The sequence below is a fragment of the Croceicoccus naphthovorans genome (assembly GCF_001028705.1).
Classification (GTDB): Bacteria; Pseudomonadota; Alphaproteobacteria; order Sphingomonadales; family Sphingomonadaceae; genus Croceicoccus; species Croceicoccus naphthovorans.
Genome location: NZ_CP011770.1, coordinates 2,045,991 through 2,071,514, shown reverse-complemented (window position 1 = coordinate 2,071,514; position 25,524 = coordinate 2,045,991). Strand labels below are relative to the sequence as shown.

Genomic DNA, 25,524 nt, shown 5'->3' with positions numbered 1-25,524 from the left:
TATGGTTTATCAGGCAAACGATCTGTGCATATAGCGCTGACCCCTTTAAATAGGGTTCTAATAATAGGGTTCTAATCTAACCGAGTGAGGCGTGGACGTGCGTCGATGCCTGAAAGCTCTGTCGAATTAACAGATCCAACGAACTGGGGGAGGGTGAACATGTTGATGAATGAAGCAACCGGTAAGAAAAATATCTCTACGAAATTGACCGGGTCGGTCATGGTGCGCGGATCGCTATTGGCTTTGGCTTTCAGTCTGGGGTCTGCGGCTCATGCGCAAGACCAAGGCTCTGCGGCGCAGGCTCAAGACCAAGGCGAAGGCGGCGACGGCGCCGTGGGACAGGCGCGATCGGGCGGATTGGATGAAATCGTTGTGACCGCCCGGAGAAGGGAGGAAAATCTTCAGGACACCCCCATTTCCGTGACGGCCTTTAGTAGTGAGGCGCTTGAGCGGCGTCAGGCGGATACGGTTGGCGATGTAGGTCGTTTTGCGCCCAACGTAAGCCTTGAACCGGCCGCCAATATTTCCGGCTCAAGCGCATCGATCACCACCTTCATTCGCGGTGTCGGACAGACCGACTTCAATATCACCGTCGATCCAGGCGTGGGGCTATACTACGACGGAGTTTATGTCGCGCGGACAGCGGGGGCATTGCTCGACCTTGGAGATGTGCAGAGCATCCAGATCCTGCGTGGACCGCAGGGAACCTTGTTCGGCAAGAACACTATCGGGGGCGCCATTATCGTCAATTCAATTCCGCCTTCCAATGACTTTGATCTGGAAGGCGAGATCGCAACCGGTAGCTTCAATCGTCTCGATGCCAGGGGGATGATCAATGTCCCCGTCTCCGATCGGGTCGCTGTTCGCGCTGTGGTCGGATTGCGGACCCGCGATGGCTATCAGGAGCGTCTTTCCGATGGGGGACGCCAGGGCAACGTCGACACTCTGGGCGGTCGCATTGCCATTCGTGCGGAGCTGACCGATAATTTCAAGGCGACGCTCAGCTTCGACGCCAACCGGCGGCGCGAGCAATCCGCGGCCAGCACATTGCTTCAAGTGTCTGAAGGATTTGATGTTATCGGAGAAGCGGGTGGCTTTCCGGTAACCAATGGTGGCTTTCAGAATTTCTTCTGGAACAAGGTGCTTCAGGCGCCCAATTGCGGACCGGAGGGAACTCCGGCTCCGGCAACAGTCAATTGCTTTGGGCCGCACTGGTTCACCAACAATATCGATAAAACCTGGGGGACGAACCGGAATCTCTCCAATTTTGATCTGTGGGGCACAAACCTCACACTCGATTGGAAAATCGGTTCCGTAGACTTCAAGTCAATTACCGCCTATCGAAAAACCAAGGCACACTTCTCCTTTGATTTTGATGGCTCGCCCATTCCTCTTGGTGAGAGCTTCAACAATATCGATCAGAAGCAATTCTCGCAGGAGTTCCAGTTAACCGGAACCTTATTCGATGGCGTGGTCGATTTCACTGGAGGCCTTTATTACCTGAAGGAGAAGGCCACCGATAACAATCTTCTCACCTTCGCCTTTGCAGACTTTGTCAGCGGCGGTGATGTCGACAACGATAGCTATGCGGCCTATCTCCAGGCAACCATCAATGTAACGGATCGGTTCTCGATCACCCCGGGCATCCGTTATACCGACGAGACCAAGCGTTTCGACCCATCGCGCCAGGTGATCGCCGACGATCGAACCGGGGGCGCCTTGCTCCTTATGAGCCGCTGTTTCGTGCGGCGGGCGCCAATCATTCCGCCCGATCCGGCGCAGTGCCCTACGCCGGATACGACGGTCAATCCGCAGGGTAACCAGCTTCTGCCGGCTGTCGAGGTGCAAACGAAGGCGACCGAGTGGACGCCCGCGCTCTCGCTGGACTACCAGGTCACCGACCAGACGCTGATCTATGCCTCCTATTCCAAGGGGTTCAAGAGCGGTGGCTTCACACAGCGTATCCTCCCGCCCGAGCCGGCGGCCCCGTCGTTCGCGCCGGAATTCGTGGAAAGCTATGAAGTCGGGGTCAAGAACGAATTGTTCGACCGTCGCCTGCGGCTCAACATTGCGGCGTTCCAGGCGGATTACACCGACATTCAGCTGGTCGTGCAACAAGGATTGTCACCGAAGGTTCGCAATGCGGGTCGTGCGCGTATCCGGGGTATCGAGGTCGAAACGCAGGCGAAACTGGCTGACTTCCTTACCATTCAGGGTGGCTTTGGCTATGTCGATGCCTATTACCGGGAGGTTTCGCCGACTGCCGCGCCGGTGAACGTCAATTCGCGCTTCCCTATGGTGCCGAAATGGACAGCCTCCGGTTCGTTCGACGCTGAGCTTTACAAGGGCGGTGCGGGCACACTCAGCCTCCATGGCGACTGGAGCTACAAGGGTGGCCACTTCAAGGACTCGATCAACTCGCCCGCGCTTTACCAAGAAGGGTACAGCGTGTTTGGCGCGAACCTGAGTTACGAACTGCCCGGGGATAACTGGGATGTGAGCGTCGGGGTCACGAACCTGACTGACAAGCGCTATCTCCTGGGCGGATATTCCGAACTTCAACAGACCGGCGCCGCGACTGGGGCCTATTCTCGTCCTCGCGAGTGGTTCCTCAAGCTTCGTTATCGTTATTGAACGGTTGAGCCAGAGGCAGGAAGGATCGGATTATTGCAATGGCTGGTCATAGAGTAGGGGTGGCTGATGTGCAGGGGGTGTGGGCCATCATGCCCACACCGTCCAAGCCCAACGCAGAGGACCCTAATGCGCGCGATACGGTGGATCTCGACGAAACCACGCGGGTCGTCAAAGCGCTGATCGACTCAGGGGCCAACGGCATCCTGACGCTCGGTTCGCTGGGGGAGGTGGCCACGCTGACCTGGGATGAGAAGCGCGATTTCATGAAGGCGCTTGTCGAGGTTGCAGGCGGCAGGGTGCCTGTCTTTGGGGGGACTTCGACCCTGTCGACGCGCACCACAATCGATGAAACGCGCGCGGCGCGCGATATCGGGGTCGATGGCACCATGGTCGGTCCGCCGATGTGGTGCGCGCCCGATGTTCCCACGGCCGTGCAGTTCTACCGCGATCTTGCGGAAGCCTGCCCCGACATGTCGATTTGCATCTACGCAAATCCGGAGGCCTTCAAATTCGAATTCCCGCGCCCCTTTTGGGCGCAGGTTTCCGAGATCCCGCAGGTTGTCACTGCAAAATATCTGGGCATTGGCGCACTGGTGCCGGATCTCAACCTGACGAAAAGACGGATCCGCTTTTTGCCGATCGATGTTGACTACTATGCGGCGGCGAAGATCGATCCGGAATTCTGCACGGCCTTCTGGTCGAGCGGCGCGGTATGCGGTCCCAACCCGGTGATCGCTTTGCGTGATGCGGTGGCGCAGGCCAAGACGTCAGGCGATTGGAGCAAGGCCGAAGAGCTGACCGGCGCGATGGCACAGACCTATCAGACGCTCTTTCCGCAGGGCTCGTTCAAGGTCTTTTCTTCCTATAACATCCCGCTCGAAAAGGCGCGGATGGATGCCGCAGGATGGATGAAGGCTGGTCCTTGTCGTCCGCCCTACAACATTGTTCCCGAGGATTATCTCGAAGGCGGGCGCGAGTCCGGGCGGCGTTGGGCAAAACTTCACAAGAGCTTGGCGTAAGGCGCGAGTGATGGAGCAGCGTACCAAGATGATCGATTTCTTTTTCGATTTCATGAGCCCGTTTGCCTATCTGGCGCATAGCCAATTGCCGGAGCTTGCGCGCAAGCACGGTTATGAACTGCGCTATCGCCCGATCGATCTGCCTGCGGCCAAGTTGGCTGCAGGCAATACCGGTCCGCCCAATGTGTCGATGCCTATCAAGTTGCGCTATCTGCGTAAGGATCTCGATCGCTGGGCTGAGCGGTACAAGATCCCGATCTCCTTTCCTCCATCCCTGAAGTCGGAGCTGGCCAATAAGGGCGTGTTTTTCGCCGAGGCCAAGGGGCAGTGCAAGGATTATGTCCGCCATGTTTGGTCCCATTCCTGGGGTGAGGGGCAGGACATGTCGAGCGAGGAGCTGCTGGCTGAGATTGCGAGCGAGCTGGGGTGGGAGCCAGATGCCTTTCTCGCCTATGTTCACTCCGAAGAAGCCGAAGATGCCTACCGATTAAGCAATGAAGAAGCGCATTCGCGCGGCGTATTCGGCGCGCCGATCATGATGATTGGCGAGGAAATGTGGTGGGGGAGCGACCGATTGTTCTTCCTTGATGAATATCTATCGAGCCAGTGAAAAATTGAAATAAGGATTTATGCGATGGATGACCTGATCGACACCAAGCGTGGTTTGCAATCCGCCAGTATGTTCATCGATCCACATCTTTATGAGGTGGAGATGGAGAAGATTTTCGGCCGTTGCTGGCTCTTTCTCACTCATGAGTCGGCCATTCCGAATTATGGCGACTTTGTTACTGCGAAAATGGGCGAAGACGAAGTCCTCGTGGTTCGCCAAGAGGACGGAACGGTCAAGGCCTTTCTCAATGTCTGTCGGCACCGCGGTGCGCGCGTATGCCCTGTCGAAGCGGGGAACCGGCGTGCCTTCGTCTGCAACTATCACGGGTGGTCCTACGCCGCCGATGGGTCATTGGCGGCCATCCCCTTCGAGAAGGAGCTTTATGGCGGCAAGATCGACCGCTGCGCGCACGGTTTGAAAGAGGTGGCAAAGGTTGATAGCTATCGCGGCTTCCTGTTCGGCAATTTCGATCCAGGGGCGATCTCGCTTGAAGACTATCTGGGCGATGTCCGCTGGTATCTGGATATCTGGATGGAAGCGAGCGGGGGTGTGGAACTGATCGGTCCGCCGGCGCGCTCGATCGTTCATTGCAACTGGAAAGCGCCGACTGAAAATTTTGTTGGTGATGCCTATCACATTGGGTGGACTCATGCTTCCTCTTTGGCGGCGAGCCGTTCGATGTTCGCCCCGATGTCGGGAAATCAAATGCTGCCCCCCGCAGGGGCTGGTGCGCAGATTGCAACGCGCTTTGGCCACGGGCTGGGCATTCTTTACGATGTCAATCCGGGCGTCCACACCGCGCAGACGGCCGAGAAAATCCTGGCCTGGCAGGCCACGAAAAAGGACAAGATCGCGGAGAAATACGGGGAGCTCAAGGCACGTTTCTACGGTTCGCATCTCAACGGTTCGTTGTTCCCGAATGTTTCCTACCTTTGGGGGACCAACACGTTGAAGATCTGGCAGCCGCGTGGTCCGAGCGAGACGGAAGTTTGGACCTGGGCGATGGCGGAAAAGGATACGCCCGAGGATCTGAAGCGGGACATTTACAACGGCCTACACGGAAGCTTCGGAACCGCAGGCTACTGGGAAGCTGACGACAACGACAACATGGAATCGGCTTCGCTTCTTCCGACAGGTTGGCAGTCGCGCAAGTTGCGACTCAACGCCCAGATGGGGATCGGCAACGACACGGTGATGGACGAAATGCCCGGCGTGATCGGCCAGGCGGCGATCGGCGAAACGTCCTACCGCGGATACTACCGCTTTTATGACGAGATCCTGAAGCTTCCTTCTTGGGATGCTTTCGATCTGAATGACGAGGGATGGAAGCAGCAATTGATCGACGCCGATCGCTGATCATCCCTTTGCAAAATCTAGGTTTTCAGGATGCTATAAAATGGACAACGCAAATCAAATCGTCAAAACGATGGGCGCGGATGTATGGGATGGCGATCCGGAGCTGATCGCCGATCACGATCTGCTTCACAGGGTGCAGGCTTTCACCAATCGCGAAGCGAGGTTGCTCGATACCGGGCGGGTGCGGGAATGGCTCGACGAGATGATCCATCCCGACATTCGTTATGTCATAATCAGCCGACAGCTGCGATACATCGAAGAGCGTCGCTATTTGCAGCCCGACACCGTTTTCATCTACGACGATGATCACGGTGCGCTCAATGCACGTGTGGAGCAGCAGTTGCATCCGCAGAATTGGCGCATCAATCCACGCGAGGCTTATGTGCGGATCGGCACAAACCTCGAGGTTACCAAAGGTAGCGCAAAAGACAGGCTTTTCGTGCGGACGAATTGGCACCTTCGTCGCATGCGTCGGCAGTATCAGATCGACGATTTTATCTATTCCCGACACGACGAGCTGGTCATCACCCCGGATCAGGGGTTCAAGTTCGTGAAGCGCTTCATTGCGTTCGCGGAGCGCGGTGTGCAGGGCCGTAATATGACGCTGTTCCTGTAAGCGCCTGGCATAAAGCAAGAAATCTGTCGGCTCGACTTTGTTTGAGCGCTGGGTCGGCGTGCGGATCAAGGAGGACAAGAATGGGTTGGTTGGAAGGTAAGATTGCGTTGATGAGGAGAACGCGGCACCGACGACGGGCGTCATCATCAATACCGATGGCGGCCTTGGCGTGCGGGGTATCATGAACGTCAATGGCGGCGACGAGCTCGAGATCTGAGCGCAGACGCACAGAGAGGCGGAGCAGATGAGAATCTGCAGGTTCAATACGGATCGGGTCGGGATCGTTGAGGGCGATGAAGTTTTCGACGTCAGCGGGGCATTGGCTTGCCTTCCCGACAGCCGCTGGCTGTTTCCGCAAAAGGACATATCCATCGCGGAGCTTGCACGATTGCTCCCGCTCATGTCGGAATTGAAGGAACAGGCCACGCCCACGCCGATCGCGGATGTCCGGCTCGAAGCCCCTGTCGCCAACCCATCGAAGCTGATCAACGCGCCGATCAATTATCGCGCGCACATCGAGGAAACGGCGGCCAACCAGGAAATTGCCCATGGTCGCGACATGACCAAAAGCATCTGGCAGTGGGGGCTGTTCCTAAAGGCCAACAGCGCCCTTTCCGGGGCTGGCGAACCTATCCGCCTGCGTTATCCAGGGCGCAGGATCGATCATGAGATCGAACTTGCGGTGATCATCGGCACACAGTGCCACGGTGTGACGCGCGATGAGGCCCTGAAATATGTGGCGGGCTATACGGTCGGATTGGACATCACCATCCGGGGGCCGGAACTGCAAAGTTTCCGCAAGTCGGCTGATAGCTTTGCGGTGCTTGGCCCGTGGATGGTCACAGCGGACGAGATTGACGATCCGGGGTGTCTCGGCCTGGAATTGCGGGTCAACGGCCAGATTCGTCAAAAGGCCAACACCCGCGATCTTGTCTACGACGTTCCCAAGCTGATCGAATACGCCTCCTCGATGTATCAACTCAATCCTGGCGATGTCATTTTTACTGGCACGCCGGAAGGAGTCGGGCCCATCGAAGCGGGAGATAGGATCGAGGCGAGGATCAGCGAGATCGGCGAATTGCGCGTCGATGTGGCTCCTGAAATTGTCGCGCTTCCGCGACACGATCCTGTTCTCGAGGAAATGCAATGCTGAAATCGGCATGATCGTCCAAGTCAAACCGATACGCAGGATCGTGCAATGCGACGAAGGCGAAGGGTTGCTCGACGTGCTTCTTCGGGAAGGTCTGCCCATTTCTTACAGCTGCAAGACCGGCAATTGCGGTATGTGCGAGGTGGAACCTTTCGATCTGTTTGCGCCCGATCGCCACAAGCAGTCTGTCCTGATGCAGAAGAACAAGGCCTTTCTTGCGTGCCAAAGAAACATCTCGATGGACATGGGGGTGCGTCTCCCATCGGTCAGACCGGCGGTGAACGTCCCCTTCCAGTATCATCGCGGCCGGATCACTGCTCTTGAAGAGATAGAGACCAACGTCATCCAGTTTGACTTCGATATCGGGCGAAGGCCGGCGCGTTTTTTCCCAGGGCAGAAATATGCTCTTTCCATGGATCGGGGGCGCTCCCCTCTCCTGTTTCCCGCCAATGCACCTGGTCAGTCGACCCTGAGCTTCCTTGTCGAAGCAGACACAGAGCCACAGTTCCTTGTTGAATTGAAGAAGGGGATATCCGCCGGGCAGGAATTCAAGCTCGTCGGACCCATCGGAAAGGGCTATGTCCTGCCGCAAGACGAGGCCGCTGCCCTGGTTTGCGGGGTTGGCCCTGGAATGGTCGCGGTGCGCTCGATCGTTGAGGCGCTGATCGCGCAGAATCCGAACCGAGCGGTGCAGTTCCTGTTGCAGCCGTCGGCCTCCTTCATGCACCTGGTCGACGGTATCTGCAATTTGTGCACGCAACATCTGCCCAATAGCGAGCTCGTCGTGTTCAACGGACCGCAGCCGAAGGCATCGATGAGGCTGACCAGCCGACGTGGTTCGACGACCGAGATGATCGATTTCATCCAGCTCGAACGCCATCGGATCAAGGCGGAGCAGGCCAATGTCTTCGCCCCCGGCTTCGCTGTTTTGCCCCTCATGATGAGCCTGATGAAAGCTGGCCTCGATCAGGACGCAATATTTTTCACCGAGGCCGAGATCAATTTTGTTGAAGATGAGGGCGTCAATGTTGCGGATTCCGAGGTGATCGCGCCCACCATTCCGAGGAATTCCCGCCCGGGATTCCGAGCTGATCCCGCCCACCGTTCCGATTAATGTCCGCCCACCCTTGGGGTGCGGTGCCTGATCGTTGGGACCATGCTTTCCGGCTGGAAGTGGCCGGGAGGAATGGATGCCGACGAGGAGGGTGAAGATGCGCGACGTGCGCGAAGTGATGCGGCTGTACCGGGAGGGTGGCCAGGCGGTTCGGGAGATTGCGCGGCTGAGCGGCATAGCCCGTTCGACGGTGCGCGAGATGATTGCGCGGTTCGAGCGTTCCGGCCTGGCTTGGCCGGTGCTGACGTGACCCCCAGCTTTCCCCCAGCTGGGATTAGAGCCGGACCGCGTTGTTGCGCATGAGCGCGGTTGAAGCAATGGGCTGCGTAGCGGAGCCCGTAGGGCGTAGCGAAGCTGGCCATTGCTTATCCAGTTTGGCGGCGAACGCCGCCGGGGTGTCGTAGTCGAGGGAAGAATGCGGCCTCTCCCGGTTGTAGTCCTCCACCCAGGCAGCGATCTCGACGCGGGCGTGAGCCATGCTGAGGAACAAAGTCTCATTGAGCAGTTCGTCCCGCATGCGGCCATTAAAGCTCTCGACGTAAGCGTTTTGCATTGGCCTTCCCGGTGCGATGTAATGCCACTCCACACCGATCTCCCCACACCATGCCAGCACCGCATTGCTGGTGAGCTCGGTGCCATTGTCGCTGACGATCATGCCGGGCTTGCCACGCTGCGCGATCAGCTCAGTCAGTTCGCGCACGACACGGCGCCCGGAGATCGACGTATCCGGCACCGCTGCCAGGCACTCCCTCGTCACATCATCGACCACGTTGAGCACCCGGAATCGTCTTCCCGAAGCCATCTGGTCGTGAACAAAGTCCAGGCTCCAGCGCTGGTTCGGCAGCGCCAGCACCGGAGCAGGTGCTCTCGTGCCCACAGCACGCCTGCGACTGCGTCGTCGTCTGACCGCCAACCCTTCCTCACGGTAGAGCCTCTGGGTCTTCTTCCGGTTGATCATGATCCCCTCCCGGCGCAGCAGGATGTGCAGACGGCGATAGCCGAACCGCCGACGCTGGTTGGCCAGCTCGCGCAGCTTCTCACGCAGATCGGCGTCATCGTCCCGGGTGGAACGGTAACGCACGCTCTTGCGATCAGCATCGATGACACGGCACGCCCGCCGCTCGCTCATCCCGTGGCAGGCCTGGAGATGAGCGACAGCTTCCCGCTTGGCGGCGGGCGTCAGAACTTTTTTGCCAGAAGATCCTTCAACGCGGCCTGGTCCAACATGGCATCGGCGAGCAACCGCTTCAGCTTCGCGTTCTCGCTCTCGAGCTCCTTCAGTCGGCGGGCATCGGACACCTCCAGCCCGCCATACTTCGACTTCCAGTTGTAGATCGTCGCTTCCGACACTCCGTGTCGCCGGGCCAGGTCAGCGGTCTTCGCACCCGCCTCAGCCTCCTTCAGCACACCGATGATCTGCTCTTCGGAAAACCTCGTTCTCTTCATCTCGTCCGTCCTTCTGTAAGGGCCGGACTCTAATCCAAATTGGAGGAAAATCAGGGGGTCACGTCACACCGGGAAGGCCAATGCAAAACGCTTACGTCGAGAGCTTTAATGGCCGCATGCGGGACGAACTGCTCAATGAGACTTTGTTCCTCAGCATGGCTCACGCCCGCGTCGAGATCGCTGCCTGGGTGGAGGACTACAACCGGGAGAGGCCGCATTCTTCCCTCGACTACGACACCCCGGCGGCGTTCGCCGCCAAACTGGATAAGCAATGGCCAGCTTCGCTACGCCCTACGGGCTCCGCTACGCAGCCCATTGCTTCAACCGCGCTCATGCGCAACAACGCGGTCCGGCTCTAATCCCAGCTGGGGGAAAGCTGGGGGTCACGTCAGGATCCATCGCAAGAAGCCCCGAGGCAAGCCGATGCCGGACCATGTCCGGCGAGCGAATGCCACGAAATCGAAGATCCGCGCCCGGGTCGAACATGTGTTCGCGCAGCAGAAGGCCAAGATGGGGCTGTTTATCCGCACTATCGGCATCAACCGCGCCGAGGCCAAAATCACGCTCGCCAATCTGGCCTACAACATGAACCGCCTGATCTTCCACGAACGACGGGCAGCCATGGGATAGCTGCGCCCGCAAATCAGGAAAACTTACGAAAAACAGCCGTAAGCGCGGACCAATGGCCAGCGTTCACTCTACCACCTCCGCCGTCCGCAGATAACCACTCAGATCACCGTGTTGATGGAGGTGCCCAGTTGGTCAGCGCTGCCGTGACAAGGCGCCATTCGGTCACTGGAAGACGATGACCTTCGTCGCCGGCCTGCGGCTCTCAGGCATGACCGCACCCTGGGTGCTCGATCGCGCCATGGATGGCGATGCCTTCCGCATGTACGTCCAGCACGTCTTGGCACCGACCCTCAAGCGTGGCGATGTCGTGGTGCTCGACAACCTGCCTGCCCACAAGGTGGCCGGCATCCGCGAGGCGATTGCCGGTCGCGGTGCTCAGATCTTCTACCTGCCGCCCTACAGCCCAGATATGAACCCGATCGAGATGGCGTTCTCCAAGCTCAAGGCGCTCCTGCGGCATGAGCCCGCCCGATCCGTCGACGGCCTCATCGAACGTATCGGCAGCCTACTCGATCGCTTCCTGCCACACGAATGCGCAAACTTCTTCCACGCCGCCGGCTATCAACGGTCATCGTGAAAATGCTCTAATATTTACGATCCCCGGTTCGCCGCTGCTCAGGAGGAGGTTATCGTGATCGGCGCAAGCCGTCCGGAAGGCGTGAGAATCATCCCGTTCCCCCATATCCTCCAGCAGCCAGACATCACGATAGAACGCAATGGCCTCGGCATAACAAGGTACCCGCAGCGCTATGCTGTGGATGCCTGTCACGCGGGGGCGGGGCGCGATTGAACTCATTTTCAGACACTCCATTAATGCAGCACTTCAATTGGCAAAAAAATCAAAAAGTAATACCAAGCTTGATTGACTGGAAACCTTGCGCCTACCAAATTGAGCTCGATATCCCGTGCCGGATTGAATAAAAAAACGATCAAGCTGCCGCTGCCTCACCGAAACTGACGCAACGGCTCTACCCAATGCCCCATGATGTCAGATCATGGGATCCAAGGTAATCACACTCAAATAGATTCATAATAGTAAACCTCAGCACAATCATATCGGCTTTCCTTCACTTGTTGCCCAGATATCCATCATCAAATCGTTAGGCCTGATGTTCTTGTCGAGAAGCTTGTCGGCAATTTCCGAGCCCATGATTGGAAGACCATTCTTCTCAAGCAAGCCGGCCTGAACAAGAACCGATGCCTGGTCCCAATAAATATGTTCATTGTATACCTTGCCCCCCTTGAAGGAGACTATAGCAACCATGGGAACCTTCATGTATCTACCGGTCGGCTCAATACCAGGAAGAAGATAAGGTATCTCCCGGTCATGGGTAAAACACATGATCATCTCATCGACGACACGGTTTACGCCCACGGTCCTGGAAATCGATATCATCCTCGTATCTTCGGGATGAACATCAACAAAGTGGTACTTGTAGAATCTCAAAAGCATATCGTGACCAACGCCCCCCGTAAGAGTGGGAGCAATGTTGACGTAGGGATTTTCGACCATGGTCTTGAGGGTCTCAGCCGCATTCTTGGTCACGAACTCATGATAGAGATGGGTCTCCCAGATGCTCTCGATATCGAATTTCGGACCAATCGCCGAACGAATGGTCGTCAACGCCCTCGTAAACGCCAATTCTGCGGCGCTCAGATCGTAAAATGCCCGATCATCATTGGCGAAGCCATGACCAACATTTGGATACATTTTAAGAGACATATTGTCCCGGTGCGCATCTACTAAGGCTTGCATCGCCTCAAATTCAGGCTGGCAATGCTCGTCGTCGGTTCCGTAGTGGAAACTGATCGGGATATTCACCTTTTTCAGTTCGTCCACATGATTGGCAATACCAACGCCGTAATAGCTGACCGCACAATCGATATCCGTCCTCGCCGCCGCCAAGGCGGCCAGTGTCCCACCAAGACAGAAACCGACCACGCCGACCCCACCGACATGCTGTGACATCTTCCGCATGGTGCCAATGGTTGCTTCGATGTCCTTTATCGCAAGATCAGCATCGAATTTCTGATATAACTCCATTGCGCGATCAAACTCGGCGTCGCTCAATTCGACGCCAGGCTGAATTCGCCAGTACAGATCCGGAACGAGGACGACATAGCCGTCCTCGGCAAACCTATCGGCCATTCGCCGCATATGTGATGTTACGCCAAAGGCTTCATGCAGAAGGACCAGTCCTGGGCCGGTCTGATCAGGCGGCAAGGCGACATAAGCGTTGAACCTGCCGCCGTCAGCTGCTTGGATTGCTAAATTCTTCATGTGCATCTTACTCCTGCTCCCGTTGAGGAATATTACCCGGACATCCAGCGGTCACGTATCGCCTATTTTGCTAATTCCCCGCCATCAACCAGCACGACCGCCCCGGTCATAAAGGCGGCAAGGTCGGAAACCAGAAACAGCACTACTCGCGCGACGTCATCCGGTACGCCTGCGCGACCGAGCGGAAGCGAATGGGCAAAGTTGTCCAAACCTTCGGCGACTTCTGGACCGAGCTTGCGCATCTGCATTACGCCGTCAGACGTGGTCATTGTCGGAGCGACAGCAAGAACCCTGATGCCCTTTCCAGCCAATTCGACGGCCAGGCTCTTGGTCACACCAACCACTCCATGTTTGGAAGCGACATAGTGGATAGCACTCACACCCGTGTTGAAGCTGTTCGTGGAGGCAAGATTGACAATGACGCCTTGCCCCTGCATCCGCAGCGCCGCCTCGCGACCCCCGAAGAATGTGCCGCGCAGATTGATATCCAGAACCCGGCTCCAGTCATCATCAGGCAATTCGAGCGCCTTGCCCGCAGGAAGAACACCTGCGTTGTTGATCCAGATGTCCAATCGACCGGTCCTGGCAATCGCAAAGTCGCCCAGCGCCGCAATCGAGGCATGGTCGCGCACATCGACTTTGACGCCTGCATGAGGCACACTCGTTTCGGCAAGGTTCGCGGCCACAGATTGCGCCTTGCCTTCGTCGAGATCGCCAATCATGACGGCTGCACCAGCTTCGGCCAGTCGGCGAGCAATCGACTTGCCAATGCCTGCGGCACCGCCCGTAATCACGGCCGTCCGGCCAGCGAGCGAAATCAAATCACCAAGCGCAACATCAGAATAATCTTTTACCGGCATCTCTCAACTCCCCATGGGACGGGTACTACGGTAGGCTGATCGTATCAGCCTTGCCTGTGCTCGTCGGTTTCAAACACGACCTCGATGCGTCGTTCGTAAATCCGCCACCGGCCATCGGGGCAGCGCCGATAGATGTCCTTGGCATCGACCAGCGCCACTGCCACTGGGCGGCGCTGTGTCCCGGTGCTGTGTGCGGTAGAGTGTATCTCTCCGAATGTCGTCGATCAACTCATCGGTCGGTGAGGCACCAAATTTGTGATTCATGATTAGCTTCTCTCTAAATCCAAGATCCGTAAGTCAAATAACTGCCGCTCGAACCTCAATCCGCCGATGTTGCGTAAAAACGCGAGAGTCACAGTTGGACGCAGAAGCCGATCACAGCGCCCGATCCCGAATGCGTGGTGCAATTCGACGATCGATAACCGGTGTATTTTTCTGCGACCAACCGCTTCCTCCGATCAGTTGGGTCCGTTTAAAAGTTATACCTCACTGAAAGCGTGTAAACCCTCGGCAATTCATAACTCACGTCAACGCACCCGCACACCGACGCGACGTCGAACACCGAGGTCTTGATCCGTTCGTTTGCCAAGTTCTCCACTCTCAGCCCAAAAGTGAGCTGTTCCGACTGATCCTCCCAGCTAATTCCAGCGCCGAATTTGCTGTGCCCCACGTCCGACACCGCTGAAAAATTGCGAAGCGAAAAGAACATTGAGCTTCGATATGTCCAGTTCGCATCCCAAGTTAGAGTTCCGTTATGGAACGAATGAGAATAGCGCGCATCGAGGTTCGAACGCCATTTCGGAGTGAATGAAGGCCTTACGGTGCGGACCACTTGCTCGGTCACGTCGGTAGGAAAATTGTAGACTTTCGCATCGGTGTACGAAACCCCGGCCGTAATGTTTAACCCGCGCGCTGGAACAGCCTTAATCGAAAGTTCGCCGCCGTTCGTCTTTGAATCCCGATTTATAACGATACCGCCGACGCCAGCGAACAAGAATGCCTGGTAATCCCTGTAGTCGTAATGGAAGATCGACAGGTTTGCCTGAAGCCTATTATCAAACCACGAGGACTTTACGCCCCCTTCAAAAGCCCAAATCACCTCTGGCTTGTAAGATAGAAGACTTGCAGGAATTGGAAGCCCGCCGGCAAGAGGAGAATTGAAGCCACCCGCTTTGACCCCCCTGTTCACGCCCGCATAAAGCAGCATATCGTTGGTCGGGCTGTAGTTGATCTGTGCTTTCATTGCCCAGAGGCCATCGTCTGACCTGCCGGCAAAGGGAAGCCCGCCTGGGAGAGGCCCAATGGTGGCGATGTAGCCCGGGTCCGTTATAGTCCTCGGATAGTACAACTCAGTGGGTCGAAGGAAAATAGTTTGTGTTACCAAAGAACGTTTTTTCTCTTGCGTATAGCGTCCGCCTAGAATCAACTTCCATTTGTCCGCGAAGGACCAGTCGCCCTGCGCAAAAATGGAATAGGAATTGGTTTTTTGGGATGCCAGCGTGCTCAAGGATATTTGTGGATTTGCAAGGCCGATGCCAAGCGCACTGTTCGCATCAATATCAGTATGCAAGTAAAACGCGCCTGCTTGCCACTGCAGGTTTCCGGCGTTTCCATTGAGACGAAGTTCCTGGGTAAATGACCAGGCTTCATTGCCGATAGTCGGGAATATTACAGCAGTCGGTCCGGAAGCGCCGTTGGAGGTTTGCAGCTTTGACAATTTCTTGTAGTCGCTGACGGACGTCAGCGTAATCGCACCCGAGATATCCCAAGTGTTTTTCAGGTTGACGCCTTCCATGTCGACATGGCCCGCCTTGTCAAAGCCGTAAGAGCTAGACGTCACCCAAGGCTTTATTCCCGTAAAACCGAAATAATCACCGCCAGGAACCGGTCTTCCCGGAGGTCCAGGTGTGAAGATGCCTGTGTTTTGGACGTCCCAACCGGCATCGGCACCACCCGGGCCGATCGACAGTCTCGTTTCATTTGGGCCAATCACAACCGTATCGACCCACGTGCCATTTCTATCGATGACGGCAGCGGCCTGTTCTTGCTCAAAGAAACCCGCCGACATTGTTCTGCGCAAGACAAAGCCGGTGAGCTCGCTTGAAAACGACTCGCTCGGCTTGAAAAGGAGAATGCCGCGTACCGCCAGCATGCGTTCGGCACCAAGGTCTGCGCCGTCGCCCGAAAGCGGGCCTTCGAATAGCTGTTCGGGATACCTGTTGATCACGAAGGGCGAGAGCTTGAAGCCTTTTGCGGCAATCCGGAAACCAAGCTTGTCTGAGATCGGCCCTCCAACGGCCCCCTCAACTGTGGTGCGCAGCGGGTTCGTCGGGCTATCCAACATACCAGCCTCCAACGAAAGATAGCCGGAATACTCGGTCAGGCTCGGCTTCCTCGAAATGAACTGGATAAGGCCACCGGTTGCATTTCGGCCGAAGAGCGTGCCTTGCGGCCCTTTTTGTATCTCAACGCGCTCCAAATCCATCATCATGAAGGTCTGAGCGCCCTGGAAGGGCATATAGCCATCGTCCAGGTAAACCGCATTCGGAGACTCGACAATGTCATTGTAATCGCTCTGCGTCACGCCGCGAATGGAAAAGTGGCTCTCTGTGCCGCCACCGGCGCTAGATAGAGCGAGGCCGGGCGTGACATCAACCAATTGCGTACTTGATTGAATTCCGCGCTCGGCCAGATCGTCGCCCGTGAAAGCCTGAATGGCAATCCCGACCTTCTGAACGTTTTCCGACTTCTTCTGTGCAGTAACGATGATTTCCTCGAAGCCGACAGTTCCATTGGGCTCTGCTGCTTGTTCATTGGATACTGCTGTTTGAGCAAGAGCATTATTCCCAAACGACAGAAGCCCGGCAAGAGCCGTCGAATACCTGAAGTATGAAATTTTCGACCTTACCGCCTTATCCTTAGTAACGTTCATGACATCTCTCCTTTCTATGTAAGCTTATATTTAGCTATTAAACCCTAATTTCTTTAATAACATAACCGTCAAGCTCTTAGACGCCTTGCGGCTAGTCTCGTCAAAACTTCATCCCTGAACAATGGAAGCTCGTTCAGATAATTGACAAAGCTCAAAGCAACGCTGGCGTAACCGGCATGCGAAATCTTCTCCAGTTCATCCGCAACGTCATCCGGACTTCCGATGATAGGATAGCCTCCGTGGCCCCCAAGAAATCTGGTTTTGTATAATTTGTAATGCTCTGCAGAAAATGATTTACTACTCACGCCAAGTGAAGACATAAGATTTTCTGCCGCCTCATGATCTCCGCATTCTTCCGTATAGTATCGGTGATATTCTTCTGCTTCCTTGCGCGTATTTCGGCAAACAACATAGCAGTTAGTAGATACTGTTACATCTCTAAGGTATTTTTCTTTGGCGCTCCGCTTGATCGCCTCCACTTCCATCTTGCCTTTTTCGGGTGAGACCATCGTGATAAAGCAACTATCGGCGTTCCTCGCTCCGAAATCCTGGCCGGGACCCGACGCTCCGGCGTTCATGATGGGAGGGAGCACGCCACCTGTCGGCTTTGGATGCCCCTTCACGCCGCGCAAATTGAAATATTTGCCGCTCCAGTCGAATGGCTCGCTGCTCGTCCAAATTTTGCGAACAATGTCGAACCACTCCTGGCCGTATTCATACCTTCCCTCGGTCTCAAGCGAGAGCTTGATTCCGAACATGTCAAATTCAGCCTGACTCCAACCGCAGACTATATTGAGCCCGTATCGTCCGCCACCGATGTGATCCATTGTCGCAATCTGCTTGGCCGCGATCACCGGATGAAAGTAGGAAACGTGTGTTGTGGCAAATACCGTTATCCCGGTAGTGGCTGCTAGAAGTCCCGCCGCCCAGGTAACCGTCTCCAAGACGCTCTCCTGAAACTGCGATTCTCCCCCAAAACCGCGCCAGCGCGCGATCGGAAGCATGAACTCCAGACCCGCTTCATCAGCCATGCGAGCAAGCGAGAGATTGTTATCCCAGTTCGCCTCCCACCGTTCTGGCACTGTCGTGGCTGCAAGGCCATTGGAACAGTTCGCGCCGAAGAGACCAATCTTCAAGGCATTGGCGCTGTGCATCCTGTTGCTCATTTTGTAGCTTATCCTTTCCCAAGATATCTGTAATTTTATTTGCGAGACAGCAAACTTCGTATCATCAGCTTTCCCCATTCATTGATCGGAACCGAGCGCACAGTTGCTCAGCTCCGCGCGCAAGGAGAGAAATATCGGTCCCAACGGCAATGAAACTGACGCCAAGTTCTAGATAACGCTTGGCCAATGCCTCATCCGCCATCAATATTCCGGCCGGGACGCCAAGCTTGTTGAGCTCTGCCAAGGCATTCTCGATCAACATCTGAACATCACAATGTTGCGCATTGCCGAGGTATCCCATGTCTGCGGCGAGATCCGAAGGCCCCAAAAATATCCCGTCAACACCTTCGACTTGTGCAATGGCATGCAGGTTTTTGATGGCCGCAACGGTCTCCAGTTGCACGACTACACAGATTTCTTCTGAGGCCTTTTGCAGATACCCCGCCCTGCGGTTCCAGCGACTTGCGCGCCCGATTGCCGAACCAACGCCCCGGATGCCATGTGGTGGATAACGCGTCGCCCGGACTATCCCTGTGGCCATCTCTGCCGTTTCGACCATGGGAACCATCAGGGAGCGCGCACCGATATCGAGGTATTGCTTGATCAAGACCGCATCTGCGCTTGGAATGCGCACCATTGGTTCAACAGGATAGGCAGCCGTGGCCTGAAGCTGGGCAAGAACTAGCGGAATGTCGTTCGGCGCGTGTTCCGCATCGATCAGCAGCCAGTCAAAACCCGAGCCTGCGCAAATTTCAGCCGTGTAGGGAGAGGCCAGCGCCTGCCACAGGCCGATCTGCGCGCGCCTTGCTCCGATGGCCGCCTTGAACGGATTCATAGGTGCCTCCTGCTTGGCACGGAGATGTTCACTCGAACTGACATGACACATGTCCAAAAGTTCCGAAATCGCCGACAATTTCACTTCCGGGAATGGCCTCGATAGGGCGGATGAATGATCCTGACAGGATAACCTGGCCGGCCTCAATCCTGTGGCCATAGGCCGCAAGACGTTGCGCCAGCCAGACAACCGAAATCAAGGGATTGTTCAAAACGCCGGCGCTCAGCCCCGTTTCCTCGACCTCACCATCGCGTGACACGATCGCGCCAAGCCAACGCATATCAAGTACTGAGAAATCCGTGACCGCCTCGCCAAGGACAAAACCGCCATCGGCCGCATTGTCCGAGATCGTGTCATAGACTGTGCGCAACTTACCAGTCTGGGGATCCTTGCGGGCGATTCTTGTATCGAGAATTTCCAGCGCCGGAGCAATGTAATCCGTTGCCGCGAGGACGTCTTCCACCGTCGCCGTCCCTTCCAACGGCCCATTCATCACGAACGCGATCTCGGCCTCTATCCGGGGTTGGATGAAGCGGCCAGGCACAATAACCGCTCCATTTGGAAAGCGCATCGATTCCAGCAGAACGCCGGAGTCGGGAATGTCGATCGAAACCGCCGCCTGCATCGCCTTGGATGTCAGGCCGATCTTCCAGCCAGCCAGCTTCTCCCCAGAGGCCAGTTTCATCCCGATCCAGCAATCCTGAATCGCATAGGCATCATCCATCGTGATCTCTGGATAGGTTTCGCTCAGAAGACGGATCTGCTTTCGGCTGCGCTCAGCCTCTTCGAGTGCCGACGCTGCGGCCTGAATGGCTTTGTCATCGAGCATGCGCCCGATCCGGCCACTGACGACAGGCGGGGTTGCAGCCTGCATCAAGCCGCCACCTCGACACGGTTTGTCGCAAATCCCTGCTGAACCCCCAGCAGGGCAGGAGGTTCCTTAAGGCTTTCCTGCCAAAGCAGGGATTCCATCACGATGTTGAGCGGTTGATCCTGGATAGTGAGTTCATAAACCGGCTCATCGAAGCTCGCGTGATTGTGAACCGCCCAGCCCGGCGCCTGGCGTTCGACGGCCGCGACTACCGCGTCGATATGTTCGACCTTATCGGTCACGGCCGCACCCAGCGCAGCTGCACGTTGCAGAACTCGCGCAAGCCGAAATGCGAGAGTTCGCGGCCATAGCCGCTGTGTTTTACACCGCCGATCGGCACGCGCGGGTCCGAAGCGGACATGCCGTTGACGAAGACCGCGCCGGTCTCGATCCGCCGCGCCAGCCGGTCGGCGGCTTCGATATCCGCGGTCCACAAGGACGCCGACAGGCCAAAATCGCTGTCGTTGGCGATGCGCACCGCGTCCTCGGCATCCTCGGCGGTCATGATCGCGGCGACGGGTCCGAACGTCTCCTCGGCGCAGACGGGCATGTCGCGGGTCACGTCGACCAGGACCGTGGGCGGGTAGTAGGCTCCCGGCCCTTCCGGGATCTCGCCGCCGAGCAACAGCCGCGCGCCCATCGCCACGCTGCGGCAGACCTGGCCGTGAACATCGGACCGGGCGCGCACCCGCGCCATCGGACCCATCCACGTGTCGGGATCGAGGGGATCTCCGTACCGGATCCCGCGCGCCACCTCGACGAACCGGGCGACGAACGCTTCCATGATCGGGGCGGCGACGATGATCCGCTTCGCCGCGATGCACACCTGCCCGCAGTTCTGGAACCGCGCTTCGACGGCAGCGGCGACGGCAAGATCGAGATCGGCATCTGCGAGGACGATGAAGGGATCGGACCCGCCCAGCTCGAGCAGCGACTTCTTGATGTGGCGCCCGGCCTCGGCCGCCAGCGAGGCACCCGCGGCGACACCCGCGGTGACGGTGACGCCGACGATGCGACGGTCGGCGAGCAGACCGGTGACCAGAGCGCGATCGGCGTGGACAATGCCGAACAAACCCTCGGGGAAGGCCGCCGCCCGGAAACATTCGCTAAGCGCCCAGGCACTACCCTGAACATTGTCGGCATGTTTGAGCAGAAAGCCGTTACCTGCGCACATAATCGGCACGGCGGCGCGCAGCACCTGCCAGAGCGGGAAATTCCATGGCATCACGCCTAGCACCACGCCGAGCGGGAGATAGCTGATCGCCGCCGTGCCGTCGCCGCCGATATCGGGCGTCTCATCGGCGAGCAGCTTGGCCAGATTATCGGCGTACCAGCGCACCAGCCGCGCGCATTTGTCGACCTCTGCGCCCGCCGCGCTTATCGGCTTGCCCATTTCGAGCGTAATCAGCGGGGCGAGCGCGTCGCGGCGAGCCTCCAGTATGTCGGCCAGGCGGCGAAAGGCCTGGGCGCGCCGATCGACGCCGTTCGTCCGCCAACTGGCGAAGGCGGCGTATGCCGCTGCCACGACCTTCTCCAGCGCAGGCCCGTCGAGCGCGGGGTAGCGCGCGATTTCCTCGCCGGTGGCGGGATTGATCGAGATGACCTCGGTCCGCATGTCGATTGCCTTCCTGACTTTCAATAGACGCTGGGAGGAGGCGGGGCCGCGGCCTGCGCGGGCACGTCGCGGAAGCTTGCGGCCAGCGCCTCCGCCCCCCGCGCGAGCAGCGTGACATCGGTGCCAACCGCGACGAAGTTGGCGCCGAGTCCAAGATAGCGACGTGCCGCCTGCTCATTGGCGATTAGCATGCCCACCGGCTTGCCGGCGGCGCGCACCGCGGCGATGCCGGTCTCGATCATCGCCTGCACCTCGGGATGCATGGGATCGCCGAGATGGCCGAGATCGGCGGCGAGATCTGACGGGCCGATGAAGACGCCGTCGACGCCCTCGACACGCGCGATCGCGTCGATATCGGCGAGCGCCGCACGGCTCTCGATCTGGACGAGCAGGCAGATTTCGGCTGCGGCGGCCTGCAGATAGTCCCGATGCCGGTTCCAGCGGCTAGCCCGCCCGATCGCGGAGCCTACGCCGCGAATGCCGTGGGGCGGATAGCGGGTGGCACGAACCATCGCCGCCGCGGCGCCAGCGTTCTCGATCATCGGCACCAGCAGCGTCCGCGCACCCAGATCGAGATATTGCTTGACCAAGACGGCGTCGCCGACTGGCAGGCGGACTACCGGCTCGACCGGATAGGCAGCCGCAGCCTGCAGCTGCGCCAGCACCGATCGCAGGTCGTTCGGTGCGTGCTCGCCGTCGATCAGCAACCAGTCGAAGCCGGCGCCCGCACAGATCTCACAGCAATAAGGGGAAGCCAGAGCCTGCCAGAGGCCGATTTGCGCGCGACCTTCGCCGATCGCCTGTTTGAAGGGATTGTGCATGACGTCCCGATCCTGGCCCGGTCTCAAAGGAAGCAGCAGGAAACGCGGCCGAAGCCGCCGAAATCCCCCAGGAAGCGGCTCCCCGGCGGAGCCTCGACGGGGCGGATGAACGATCCGGACAGCACAATCTGGCCTGCCTCGATGCGATCTCCATAGGCCGCCAGCCGCTCCACCAACCAGGCAAGGGACACCAGCGGATTGCCAAGCACGCCGGCACCGAGGCCGGTTTCCTCGACCTCGCCGTTGCGCGATACCACGGCGCCAACGAAGCGCAGATCTAGGCCGGCGAGATCGCGCACCGGCTCACCCATTACGATGCCGCCGTTGGCTGCGTTGTCCGCGATCGTGTCGCATATGGTGCGCGGCCGGCCATTGTGCGGATCCAGCCGGGTGACGCGCGTATCCAGTATCTCTAGCGCGGGTGCGACATAATCGGTCGCGGCGAGGATCGCCTCGATCGACGCGCGGGCTGGGTCGATCGTCTCCTTTATCACAAAGGCGATCTCTGCCTCGACCCGCGGCTGGATGAAACGCCCGGTCGGAATGTCGGCGCCGTTGGCGAAAGCCATGCTGCCCAGCAGCACGCCCGAATCGGGAATGTCGATCGAAAGCGCGGCCTGCATCGCCTTTGAGGTGAGGCCGATCTTCCAGCCGATCACCGGATCGCCAGCCGCACGCTTCATCCGCACCCAGGCCGCCTGGACGGCATAGGCGTCGTCCATCGTCATCCCCGGATAGGTCTCGCTGAGCAGGCGGATCTGGCTGCGGTCGCGCTCGGCCGTCGCCAGGGCGTTCGCCGCATCGGCGATCGCCGCGTCGTTGAGCGTGACGCCGCCGAAGTCGTCGATGCGGCGCGCCTGCGCCATCAGCCTGACACCGCGGCGCGATTGGTGGCAAAGCCCTCCTCAGCCCCCAGCAGTGCCGGCGGCTCCTTCAGGCTTTCCTGCCACAGCAGCGATTCCATCGCGATGTTGAGCGGCTGATCCTGAATGGTCAGCTCATATACCGGCTCGTCGTAGCTTGCATGGTTATGGACCGACCAGCCGGGCGCGGAAAGCATCAGGTCGCCGGCCTTCCACTCATAGGTCTTGCCCTCGACGGTCGAGCGGCCCGAGCCGGAGAAATAATAGTTCACTGCCGCAGACGAATGGCGGTGCGGGCGATCGACGATCTTGGGCGGACGCACGGTCATCGTCGCGAAGAAGTTCGGCGTCGTGCCGTTGGTGCGACCGGTCATCGGGTTGTAGAGCAGGTACAAGCGGCGGCCGATATAGTCCTTGCCCAGCGCCTCAAGCTTGTCGAGATGCTCCTTCACCTGTTCCCAGGGCCAATATAGCGCGGGGCTGGTGACCGAAGGTGGATTGATCAGCCGCTCGTACGGCATCAGCCAGGCGCCTTCCTCGGTGAGCTGGAAAGTGCCATATGGGCTGGTGCGGCGATTGTCCTCGCCCTCGCCGCCTTCTTCGCGGTCGATGGACTTCAGCATCGGCTGGGGGTTTTCCTCGACGACATGAATGTTGAGCATGTCGAGCAGCGCGCCGTTGGAATAGGTGAGCCGCGCATAGACTTGTTCGCTGTTATTCTTGTGGCGATAAATCCGCATCGACGGCGTGTTCCATACGTCGTGGAGCGCGGTGGCACGGCGCTGACCGCTGATCTCGGTCTCGCCCTCGCCCCGGATAACGAAATTCACCTGCGTCGAATTCTGCCGGAAGGTTGCCGTCTCCTCGCCCGGCAGTAGAACATCGAGCGCGACTTCGATGCCGGGCGCGAGGCCGTTCGAGCGACGGTTCATCGGGTGGCGGAAATAGGAGCGGCGGCGGCCATTGGCCGGCTGCGGAAGCGCGGCGAGGCGCGATATCTCGGCGTCGATCGCCGCCTTGGAGATGACGATCGGCTCCCAGGGCGCTTCCTTTTCCGGGATCGGGCCGGTGGCATCGACGAATACGCTGCTGCTCATGGCGAAAAATCCTTCTATTGGTTCAGCGTCAGGCGCGGCGCTTGGCGAATGATCGGGGGAATGGCGCGGCCGAGCCCGGCCTCACGAGCCCGTCGGAAAATCTCGATGCCGAGCGACAGATCGGAAATGCCCATGCCCATCGCCTTGAAGACGGTCAGATCGGCATCGGCTGGCCGTACGCTGTCGCCAGCGACCAGCGCGGACAGCGGCTGAAGCCGCGCCCATTGCGCTTCGTCGTCGCCGAACGCGATCATGAATTCCTGGCTGAGCTTGCGCACTTGGGGAACGGAGTCCGCGCCGATGAGGGTGGCGCGTTCGAGCAGGGATGGTTCGAACTCCACCCGCTCGGGCGTGATCGCGCCGACGGCGTTCAAGTGCACGCCGCGCGCCAGCATATCCCGCGTAATGACCGGCTCGCGCGCCCGCGTGACCAGAGTGACGATATCTGAGGCGTCCAGCGCCTCGTCAAGCGTCTGGGTGGCGATCGCCTCGATGCCCAGCTTCTGCTCGACCTTGGCGGCAAGCGCCTCGCGATTGGCCGCCGTCGGACTCCACACGGTGACCCGGTCGAGCCGCCGGACCGCCGCAACTGCGGCGACCTGAGTAATGCTCTGCTTGCCGGCACCGATCATAGCCAGGCGCGATGCGTCGGGCCGGGCCATCACGTCGGTGCCCACACCGCTGATCCCGCCCGTGCGCATCTGGCCAAGCGCGAACGCTTCGATCAGCGCGACGAGCGCACCGGTGCCGGCGTCGAGCAACATCAACAGGGGCATCGCGCCTCCTGCCGTATGGGCCCATGTCTTCGCGCCGACGATGTTCCAGCCTTCGAACACCGCGCCGATCGCGTGCAGCGTAGAGCCGTTCGCCCAGGCGGCGTGGGTTTTCACCATGTTGCTTGCGCGGCCGGCGGCCTCTTCGCGAAGCCCGGCGCGCAAGGCGTCGATCGCCTCGGGCAACGCCATGACCGAGACGACCTCGGCCTCGGAGATCCAAATCCCCTGGGTCAAGTGCCGGCCTCGAATATCGACGGCACCGGCGGCGCCAGTTCCAGCCCGTTCACAATCATCGCGTGGGTGATGTAGCGGCCGACTAGGAACATGACGGCGATCGTCTGTTCCGGCCCGATCGCATCGATCAACGCTTCCCGCTCAGCGGAGACGCCCTGGCCGCTGCGCTCGACTATCGCGACGACGAAGCGCTGAACGGCACGCTCCGCGTCCGAAAGACAGGGGGCGTCCTGCGGCGAGAGCTGCTCGACCGCCGCCACCCATTCCTCGCCAAAGCCCAGTTTTTTTGCCAGCCGCTCGTGCTGGTGAAGTTCGTAGCGATTGTCGAACAGCTTTGCGACGGTCAGCGCACCGGTTTCGGTCAGCCGGTCCGGCAAGGCCTTCTTCAGCGCCTCGGTCATCTCCATGAACGGAGCCAGCACATCAGGCTGCACGCCGACGCATTTGAAGAACTCGCCCAGATAGCCGAGCCGATCGACCCGCGCGCGAAGCACGTCCTGAACGCGCGGCGCCAGCGCGTCGAATTCCATCCGTGCGATACGATTACTCAATTCCACTCTCCTCGTCGCGACGCGTAGTGTGAGAGATGGCACTATGA

General features: G+C 58.6%; 22 protein-coding genes and 3 pseudogenes. 11 read left to right on the top strand and 14 right to left on the bottom strand.

Features of this window, described 5'->3' with window-relative positions; translation table 11 throughout:
- The first annotated feature begins 159 nt into the window (after positions 1 to 159).
- From AB433_RS10410 to AB433_RS19980, 8 genes are all read left to right on the top strand, one after another.
- Positions 160 to 2,634 (top strand): TonB-dependent receptor, encoded by a 2,475-nt coding sequence (locus AB433_RS10410; protein ID WP_245626639.1) that lies wholly within the window; start codon positions 160 to 162, stop codon positions 2,632 to 2,634.
- Positions 2,635 to 2,693: 59 nt separating this feature from the next.
- Positions 2,694 to 3,653: a dihydrodipicolinate synthase family protein gene (locus AB433_RS10405; protein ID WP_375782421.1), complete on the top strand. Its 960-nt coding sequence runs from the start codon at positions 2,694 to 2,696 to the stop codon at positions 3,651 to 3,653.
- A 10-nt stretch (positions 3,654 to 3,663) separates the two neighbouring features.
- Positions 3,664 to 4,263, top strand: coding sequence for a 2-hydroxychromene-2-carboxylate isomerase (locus AB433_RS10400; protein ID WP_053059115.1), 600 nt, complete (start codon positions 3,664 to 3,666; stop codon positions 4,261 to 4,263).
- Between the two features lie 24 nt (positions 4,264 to 4,287).
- Positions 4,288 to 5,619: an aromatic ring-hydroxylating oxygenase subunit alpha gene (locus AB433_RS10395; protein WP_047820944.1), complete on the top strand. Its 1,332-nt coding sequence runs from the start codon at positions 4,288 to 4,290 to the stop codon at positions 5,617 to 5,619.
- 40 nt (positions 5,620 to 5,659) lie between these two features.
- A complete protein-coding gene (locus tag AB433_RS10390; protein WP_053059114.1) occupies positions 5,660 to 6,235 on the top strand; it encodes an aromatic-ring-hydroxylating dioxygenase subunit beta in 576 nt (191 codons plus the stop codon).
- Positions 6,236 to 6,479: 244 nt separating this feature from the next.
- The gene (locus tag AB433_RS10385) at positions 6,480 to 7,388 is read left to right on the top strand and encodes a fumarylacetoacetate hydrolase family protein (protein WP_047820943.1); all 909 of its coding nucleotides are present in this window, start codon (positions 6,480 to 6,482) and stop codon (positions 7,386 to 7,388) included.
- Positions 7,324 to 8,499, top strand: a complete 1,176-nt coding sequence (locus AB433_RS10380) for a 2Fe-2S iron-sulfur cluster-binding protein (protein WP_169749344.1) — start codon at positions 7,324 to 7,326, stop codon at positions 8,497 to 8,499. Before AB433_RS10385 ends, AB433_RS10380 begins: the two co-directional genes overlap by 65 nt.
- Positions 8,500 to 8,596: 97 nt before the next feature.
- The gene (locus AB433_RS19980; protein ID WP_218916937.1) at positions 8,597 to 8,749 is read left to right on the top strand and encodes a helix-turn-helix domain-containing protein; all 153 of its coding nucleotides are present in this window, start codon (positions 8,597 to 8,599) and stop codon (positions 8,747 to 8,749) included.
- Positions 8,750 to 8,773: 24 nt separating this feature from the next.
- Here the strand turns inward: AB433_RS19980 and AB433_RS10375 are convergent.
- A protein-coding gene (locus tag AB433_RS10375) for an IS3 family transposase (protein WP_156170623.1) occupies positions 8,774 to 9,945 on the bottom strand; the annotation gives its coding sequence in 2 pieces (ribosomal slippage) (positions 8,774 to 9,693 and positions 9,693 to 9,945; 1,173 coding nt in all).
- 59 nt (positions 9,946 to 10,004) lie between these two features.
- Between AB433_RS10375 and AB433_RS10365 the strand changes: the two are divergent.
- From AB433_RS10365 to AB433_RS10355, 3 pseudogenes are all read left to right on the top strand, one after another.
- A pseudogene (locus AB433_RS10365) lies at positions 10,005 to 10,304 on the top strand (integrase core domain-containing protein); the annotation flags it as partial.
- A 19-nt stretch (positions 10,305 to 10,323) separates the two neighbouring features.
- A pseudogene (locus tag AB433_RS10360) lies at positions 10,324 to 10,575 on the top strand (transposase); the annotation flags it as partial.
- A 130-nt stretch (positions 10,576 to 10,705) separates the two neighbouring features.
- A pseudogene (locus tag AB433_RS10355) lies at positions 10,706 to 11,152 on the top strand (IS630 family transposase); the annotation flags it as partial.
- Positions 11,153 to 11,626: 474 nt separating this feature from the next.
- Here AB433_RS10355 and AB433_RS10345 read toward each other — a convergent pair.
- From AB433_RS10345 to AB433_RS10285, 13 genes are all read right to left on the bottom strand, one after another.
- Positions 11,627 to 12,856 carry a dienelactone hydrolase family protein gene (locus AB433_RS10345; protein ID WP_217998722.1) on the bottom strand — a complete coding sequence of 410 codons (1,230 nt, stop codon included), beginning with the start codon at positions 12,854 to 12,856 and terminating at the stop codon, positions 11,627 to 11,629.
- A 62-nt stretch (positions 12,857 to 12,918) separates the two neighbouring features.
- Complete coding sequence (locus tag AB433_RS10340) at positions 12,919 to 13,716, bottom strand: SDR family NAD(P)-dependent oxidoreductase (RefSeq protein WP_047820939.1); 798 nt, start codon at positions 13,714 to 13,716, stop codon at positions 12,919 to 12,921.
- Positions 13,717 to 14,188: 472 nt separating this feature from the next.
- Positions 14,189 to 16,648 (bottom strand): TonB-dependent receptor, encoded by a 2,460-nt coding sequence (locus AB433_RS10335; RefSeq protein WP_047820938.1) that lies wholly within the window; start codon positions 16,646 to 16,648, stop codon positions 14,189 to 14,191.
- Positions 16,649 to 16,716: 68 nt separating this feature from the next.
- Positions 16,717 to 17,814 carry an LLM class flavin-dependent oxidoreductase gene (locus tag AB433_RS10330; RefSeq protein WP_053059275.1) on the bottom strand — a complete coding sequence of 366 codons (1,098 nt, stop codon included), beginning with the start codon at positions 17,812 to 17,814 and terminating at the stop codon, positions 16,717 to 16,719.
- 64 nt (positions 17,815 to 17,878) lie between these two features.
- Complete coding sequence (locus AB433_RS10325; RefSeq protein WP_007015354.1) at positions 17,879 to 18,649, bottom strand: aldolase/citrate lyase family protein; 771 nt, start codon at positions 18,647 to 18,649, stop codon at positions 17,879 to 17,881.
- Positions 18,650 to 18,677: 28 nt separating this feature from the next.
- The gene (hpaH, locus tag AB433_RS10320) at positions 18,678 to 19,478 is read right to left on the bottom strand and encodes a 2-oxo-hept-4-ene-1,7-dioate hydratase (protein WP_047823845.1); all 801 of its coding nucleotides are present in this window, start codon (positions 19,476 to 19,478) and stop codon (positions 18,678 to 18,680) included.
- A gap of 44 nt (positions 19,479 to 19,522) precedes the next feature.
- Positions 19,523 to 19,762, bottom strand: coding sequence for a hypothetical protein (locus AB433_RS10315; protein WP_047820937.1), 240 nt, complete (start codon positions 19,760 to 19,762; stop codon positions 19,523 to 19,525).
- Positions 19,759 to 21,135, bottom strand: coding sequence for an aldehyde dehydrogenase family protein (locus tag AB433_RS10310; protein ID WP_047820936.1), 1,377 nt, complete (start codon positions 21,133 to 21,135; stop codon positions 19,759 to 19,761). Before AB433_RS10310 ends, AB433_RS10315 begins: the two co-directional genes overlap by 4 nt.
- A 20-nt stretch (positions 21,136 to 21,155) precedes the next feature.
- Positions 21,156 to 21,956 (bottom strand): 4-hydroxy-2-oxoheptanedioate aldolase, encoded by an 801-nt coding sequence (gene hpaI / locus AB433_RS10305; protein ID WP_037486817.1) that lies wholly within the window; start codon positions 21,954 to 21,956, stop codon positions 21,156 to 21,158.
- Positions 21,957 to 21,979: 23 nt separating this feature from the next.
- Entirely contained in the window at positions 21,980 to 22,822 is an 843-nt protein-coding gene (hpaH, locus tag AB433_RS10300; RefSeq protein ID WP_081796453.1) for a 2-oxo-hept-4-ene-1,7-dioate hydratase, read from the bottom strand.
- Positions 22,822 to 23,916 carry a cupin domain-containing protein gene (locus tag AB433_RS10295; RefSeq protein ID WP_037486818.1) on the bottom strand — a complete coding sequence of 365 codons (1,095 nt, stop codon included), beginning with the start codon at positions 23,914 to 23,916 and terminating at the stop codon, positions 22,822 to 22,824. The genes hpaH (AB433_RS10300) and AB433_RS10295 overlap by 1 nt, the downstream gene beginning before the upstream one ends.
- Before the next feature lie 14 nt (positions 23,917 to 23,930).
- Entirely contained in the window at positions 23,931 to 24,926 is a 996-nt protein-coding gene (locus AB433_RS10290; RefSeq protein WP_082134886.1) for an ornithine cyclodeaminase family protein, read from the bottom strand.
- The gene (locus AB433_RS10285) at positions 24,923 to 25,456 is read right to left on the bottom strand and encodes a carboxymuconolactone decarboxylase family protein (RefSeq protein ID WP_047820935.1); all 534 of its coding nucleotides are present in this window, start codon (positions 25,454 to 25,456) and stop codon (positions 24,923 to 24,925) included. The genes AB433_RS10290 and AB433_RS10285 overlap by 4 nt, the downstream gene beginning before the upstream one ends.
- Between the last annotated feature and the right edge of the window lie 68 nt (positions 25,457 to 25,524).

What these genes read in the sequence shown, in the direction of transcription:
- AB433_RS10410 (WP_245626639.1), top strand. Translation starts at nt 160, where the DNA reads ATGTTGATGAATGAAGCAACCGGTAAGAAAAATATCTCTACGAAATTG.
- AB433_RS10400 (WP_053059115.1), top strand. Translation starts at nt 3,664, where the DNA reads ATGGAGCAGCGTACCAAGATGATCGATTTCTTTTTCGATTTCATGAGC.
- AB433_RS10395 (WP_047820944.1), top strand. Translation starts at nt 4,288, where the DNA reads ATGGATGACCTGATCGACACCAAGCGTGGTTTGCAATCCGCCAGTATG.
- AB433_RS10390 (WP_053059114.1), top strand. Translation starts at nt 5,660, where the DNA reads ATGGACAACGCAAATCAAATCGTCAAAACGATGGGCGCGGATGTATGG.
- AB433_RS10385 (WP_047820943.1), top strand. Translation starts at nt 6,480, where the DNA reads ATGAGAATCTGCAGGTTCAATACGGATCGGGTCGGGATCGTTGAGGGC.
- AB433_RS10380 (WP_169749344.1), top strand. Translation starts at nt 7,324, where the DNA reads ATGTGGCTCCTGAAATTGTCGCGCTTCCGCGACACGATCCTGTTCTCG.
- AB433_RS19980 (WP_218916937.1), top strand. Translation starts at nt 8,597, where the DNA reads ATGCGCGACGTGCGCGAAGTGATGCGGCTGTACCGGGAGGGTGGCCAG.
- AB433_RS10345 (WP_217998722.1), bottom strand. Translation starts at nt 12,856, where the DNA reads ATGAAGAATTTAGCAATCCAAGCAGCTGACGGCGGCAGGTTCAACGCT.
- AB433_RS10340 (WP_047820939.1), bottom strand. Translation starts at nt 13,716, where the DNA reads ATGCCGGTAAAAGATTATTCTGATGTTGCGCTTGGTGATTTGATTTCG.
- AB433_RS10335 (WP_047820938.1), bottom strand. Translation starts at nt 16,648, where the DNA reads ATGAACGTTACTAAGGATAAGGCGGTAAGGTCGAAAATTTCATACTTC.
- AB433_RS10330 (WP_053059275.1), bottom strand. Translation starts at nt 17,814, where the DNA reads ATGAGCAACAGGATGCACAGCGCCAATGCCTTGAAGATTGGTCTCTTC.
- AB433_RS10325 (WP_007015354.1), bottom strand. Translation starts at nt 18,649, where the DNA reads ATGAATCCGTTCAAGGCGGCCATCGGAGCAAGGCGCGCGCAGATCGGC.
- hpaH (WP_047823845.1), bottom strand. Translation starts at nt 19,478, where the DNA reads ATGCTCGATGACAAAGCCATTCAGGCCGCAGCGTCGGCACTCGAAGAG.
- AB433_RS10310 (WP_047820936.1), bottom strand. Translation starts at nt 21,135, where the DNA reads ATGCGGACCGAGGTCATCTCGATCAATCCCGCCACCGGCGAGGAAATC.
- hpaI (WP_037486817.1), bottom strand. Translation starts at nt 21,956, where the DNA reads ATGCACAATCCCTTCAAACAGGCGATCGGCGAAGGTCGCGCGCAAATC.
- hpaH (WP_081796453.1), bottom strand. Translation starts at nt 22,822, where the DNA reads ATGGCGCAGGCGCGCCGCATCGACGACTTCGGCGGCGTCACGCTCAAC.
- AB433_RS10295 (WP_037486818.1), bottom strand. Translation starts at nt 23,916, where the DNA reads ATGAGCAGCAGCGTATTCGTCGATGCCACCGGCCCGATCCCGGAAAAG.
- AB433_RS10285 (WP_047820935.1), bottom strand. Translation starts at nt 25,456, where the DNA reads ATGGAATTCGACGCGCTGGCGCCGCGCGTTCAGGACGTGCTTCGCGCG.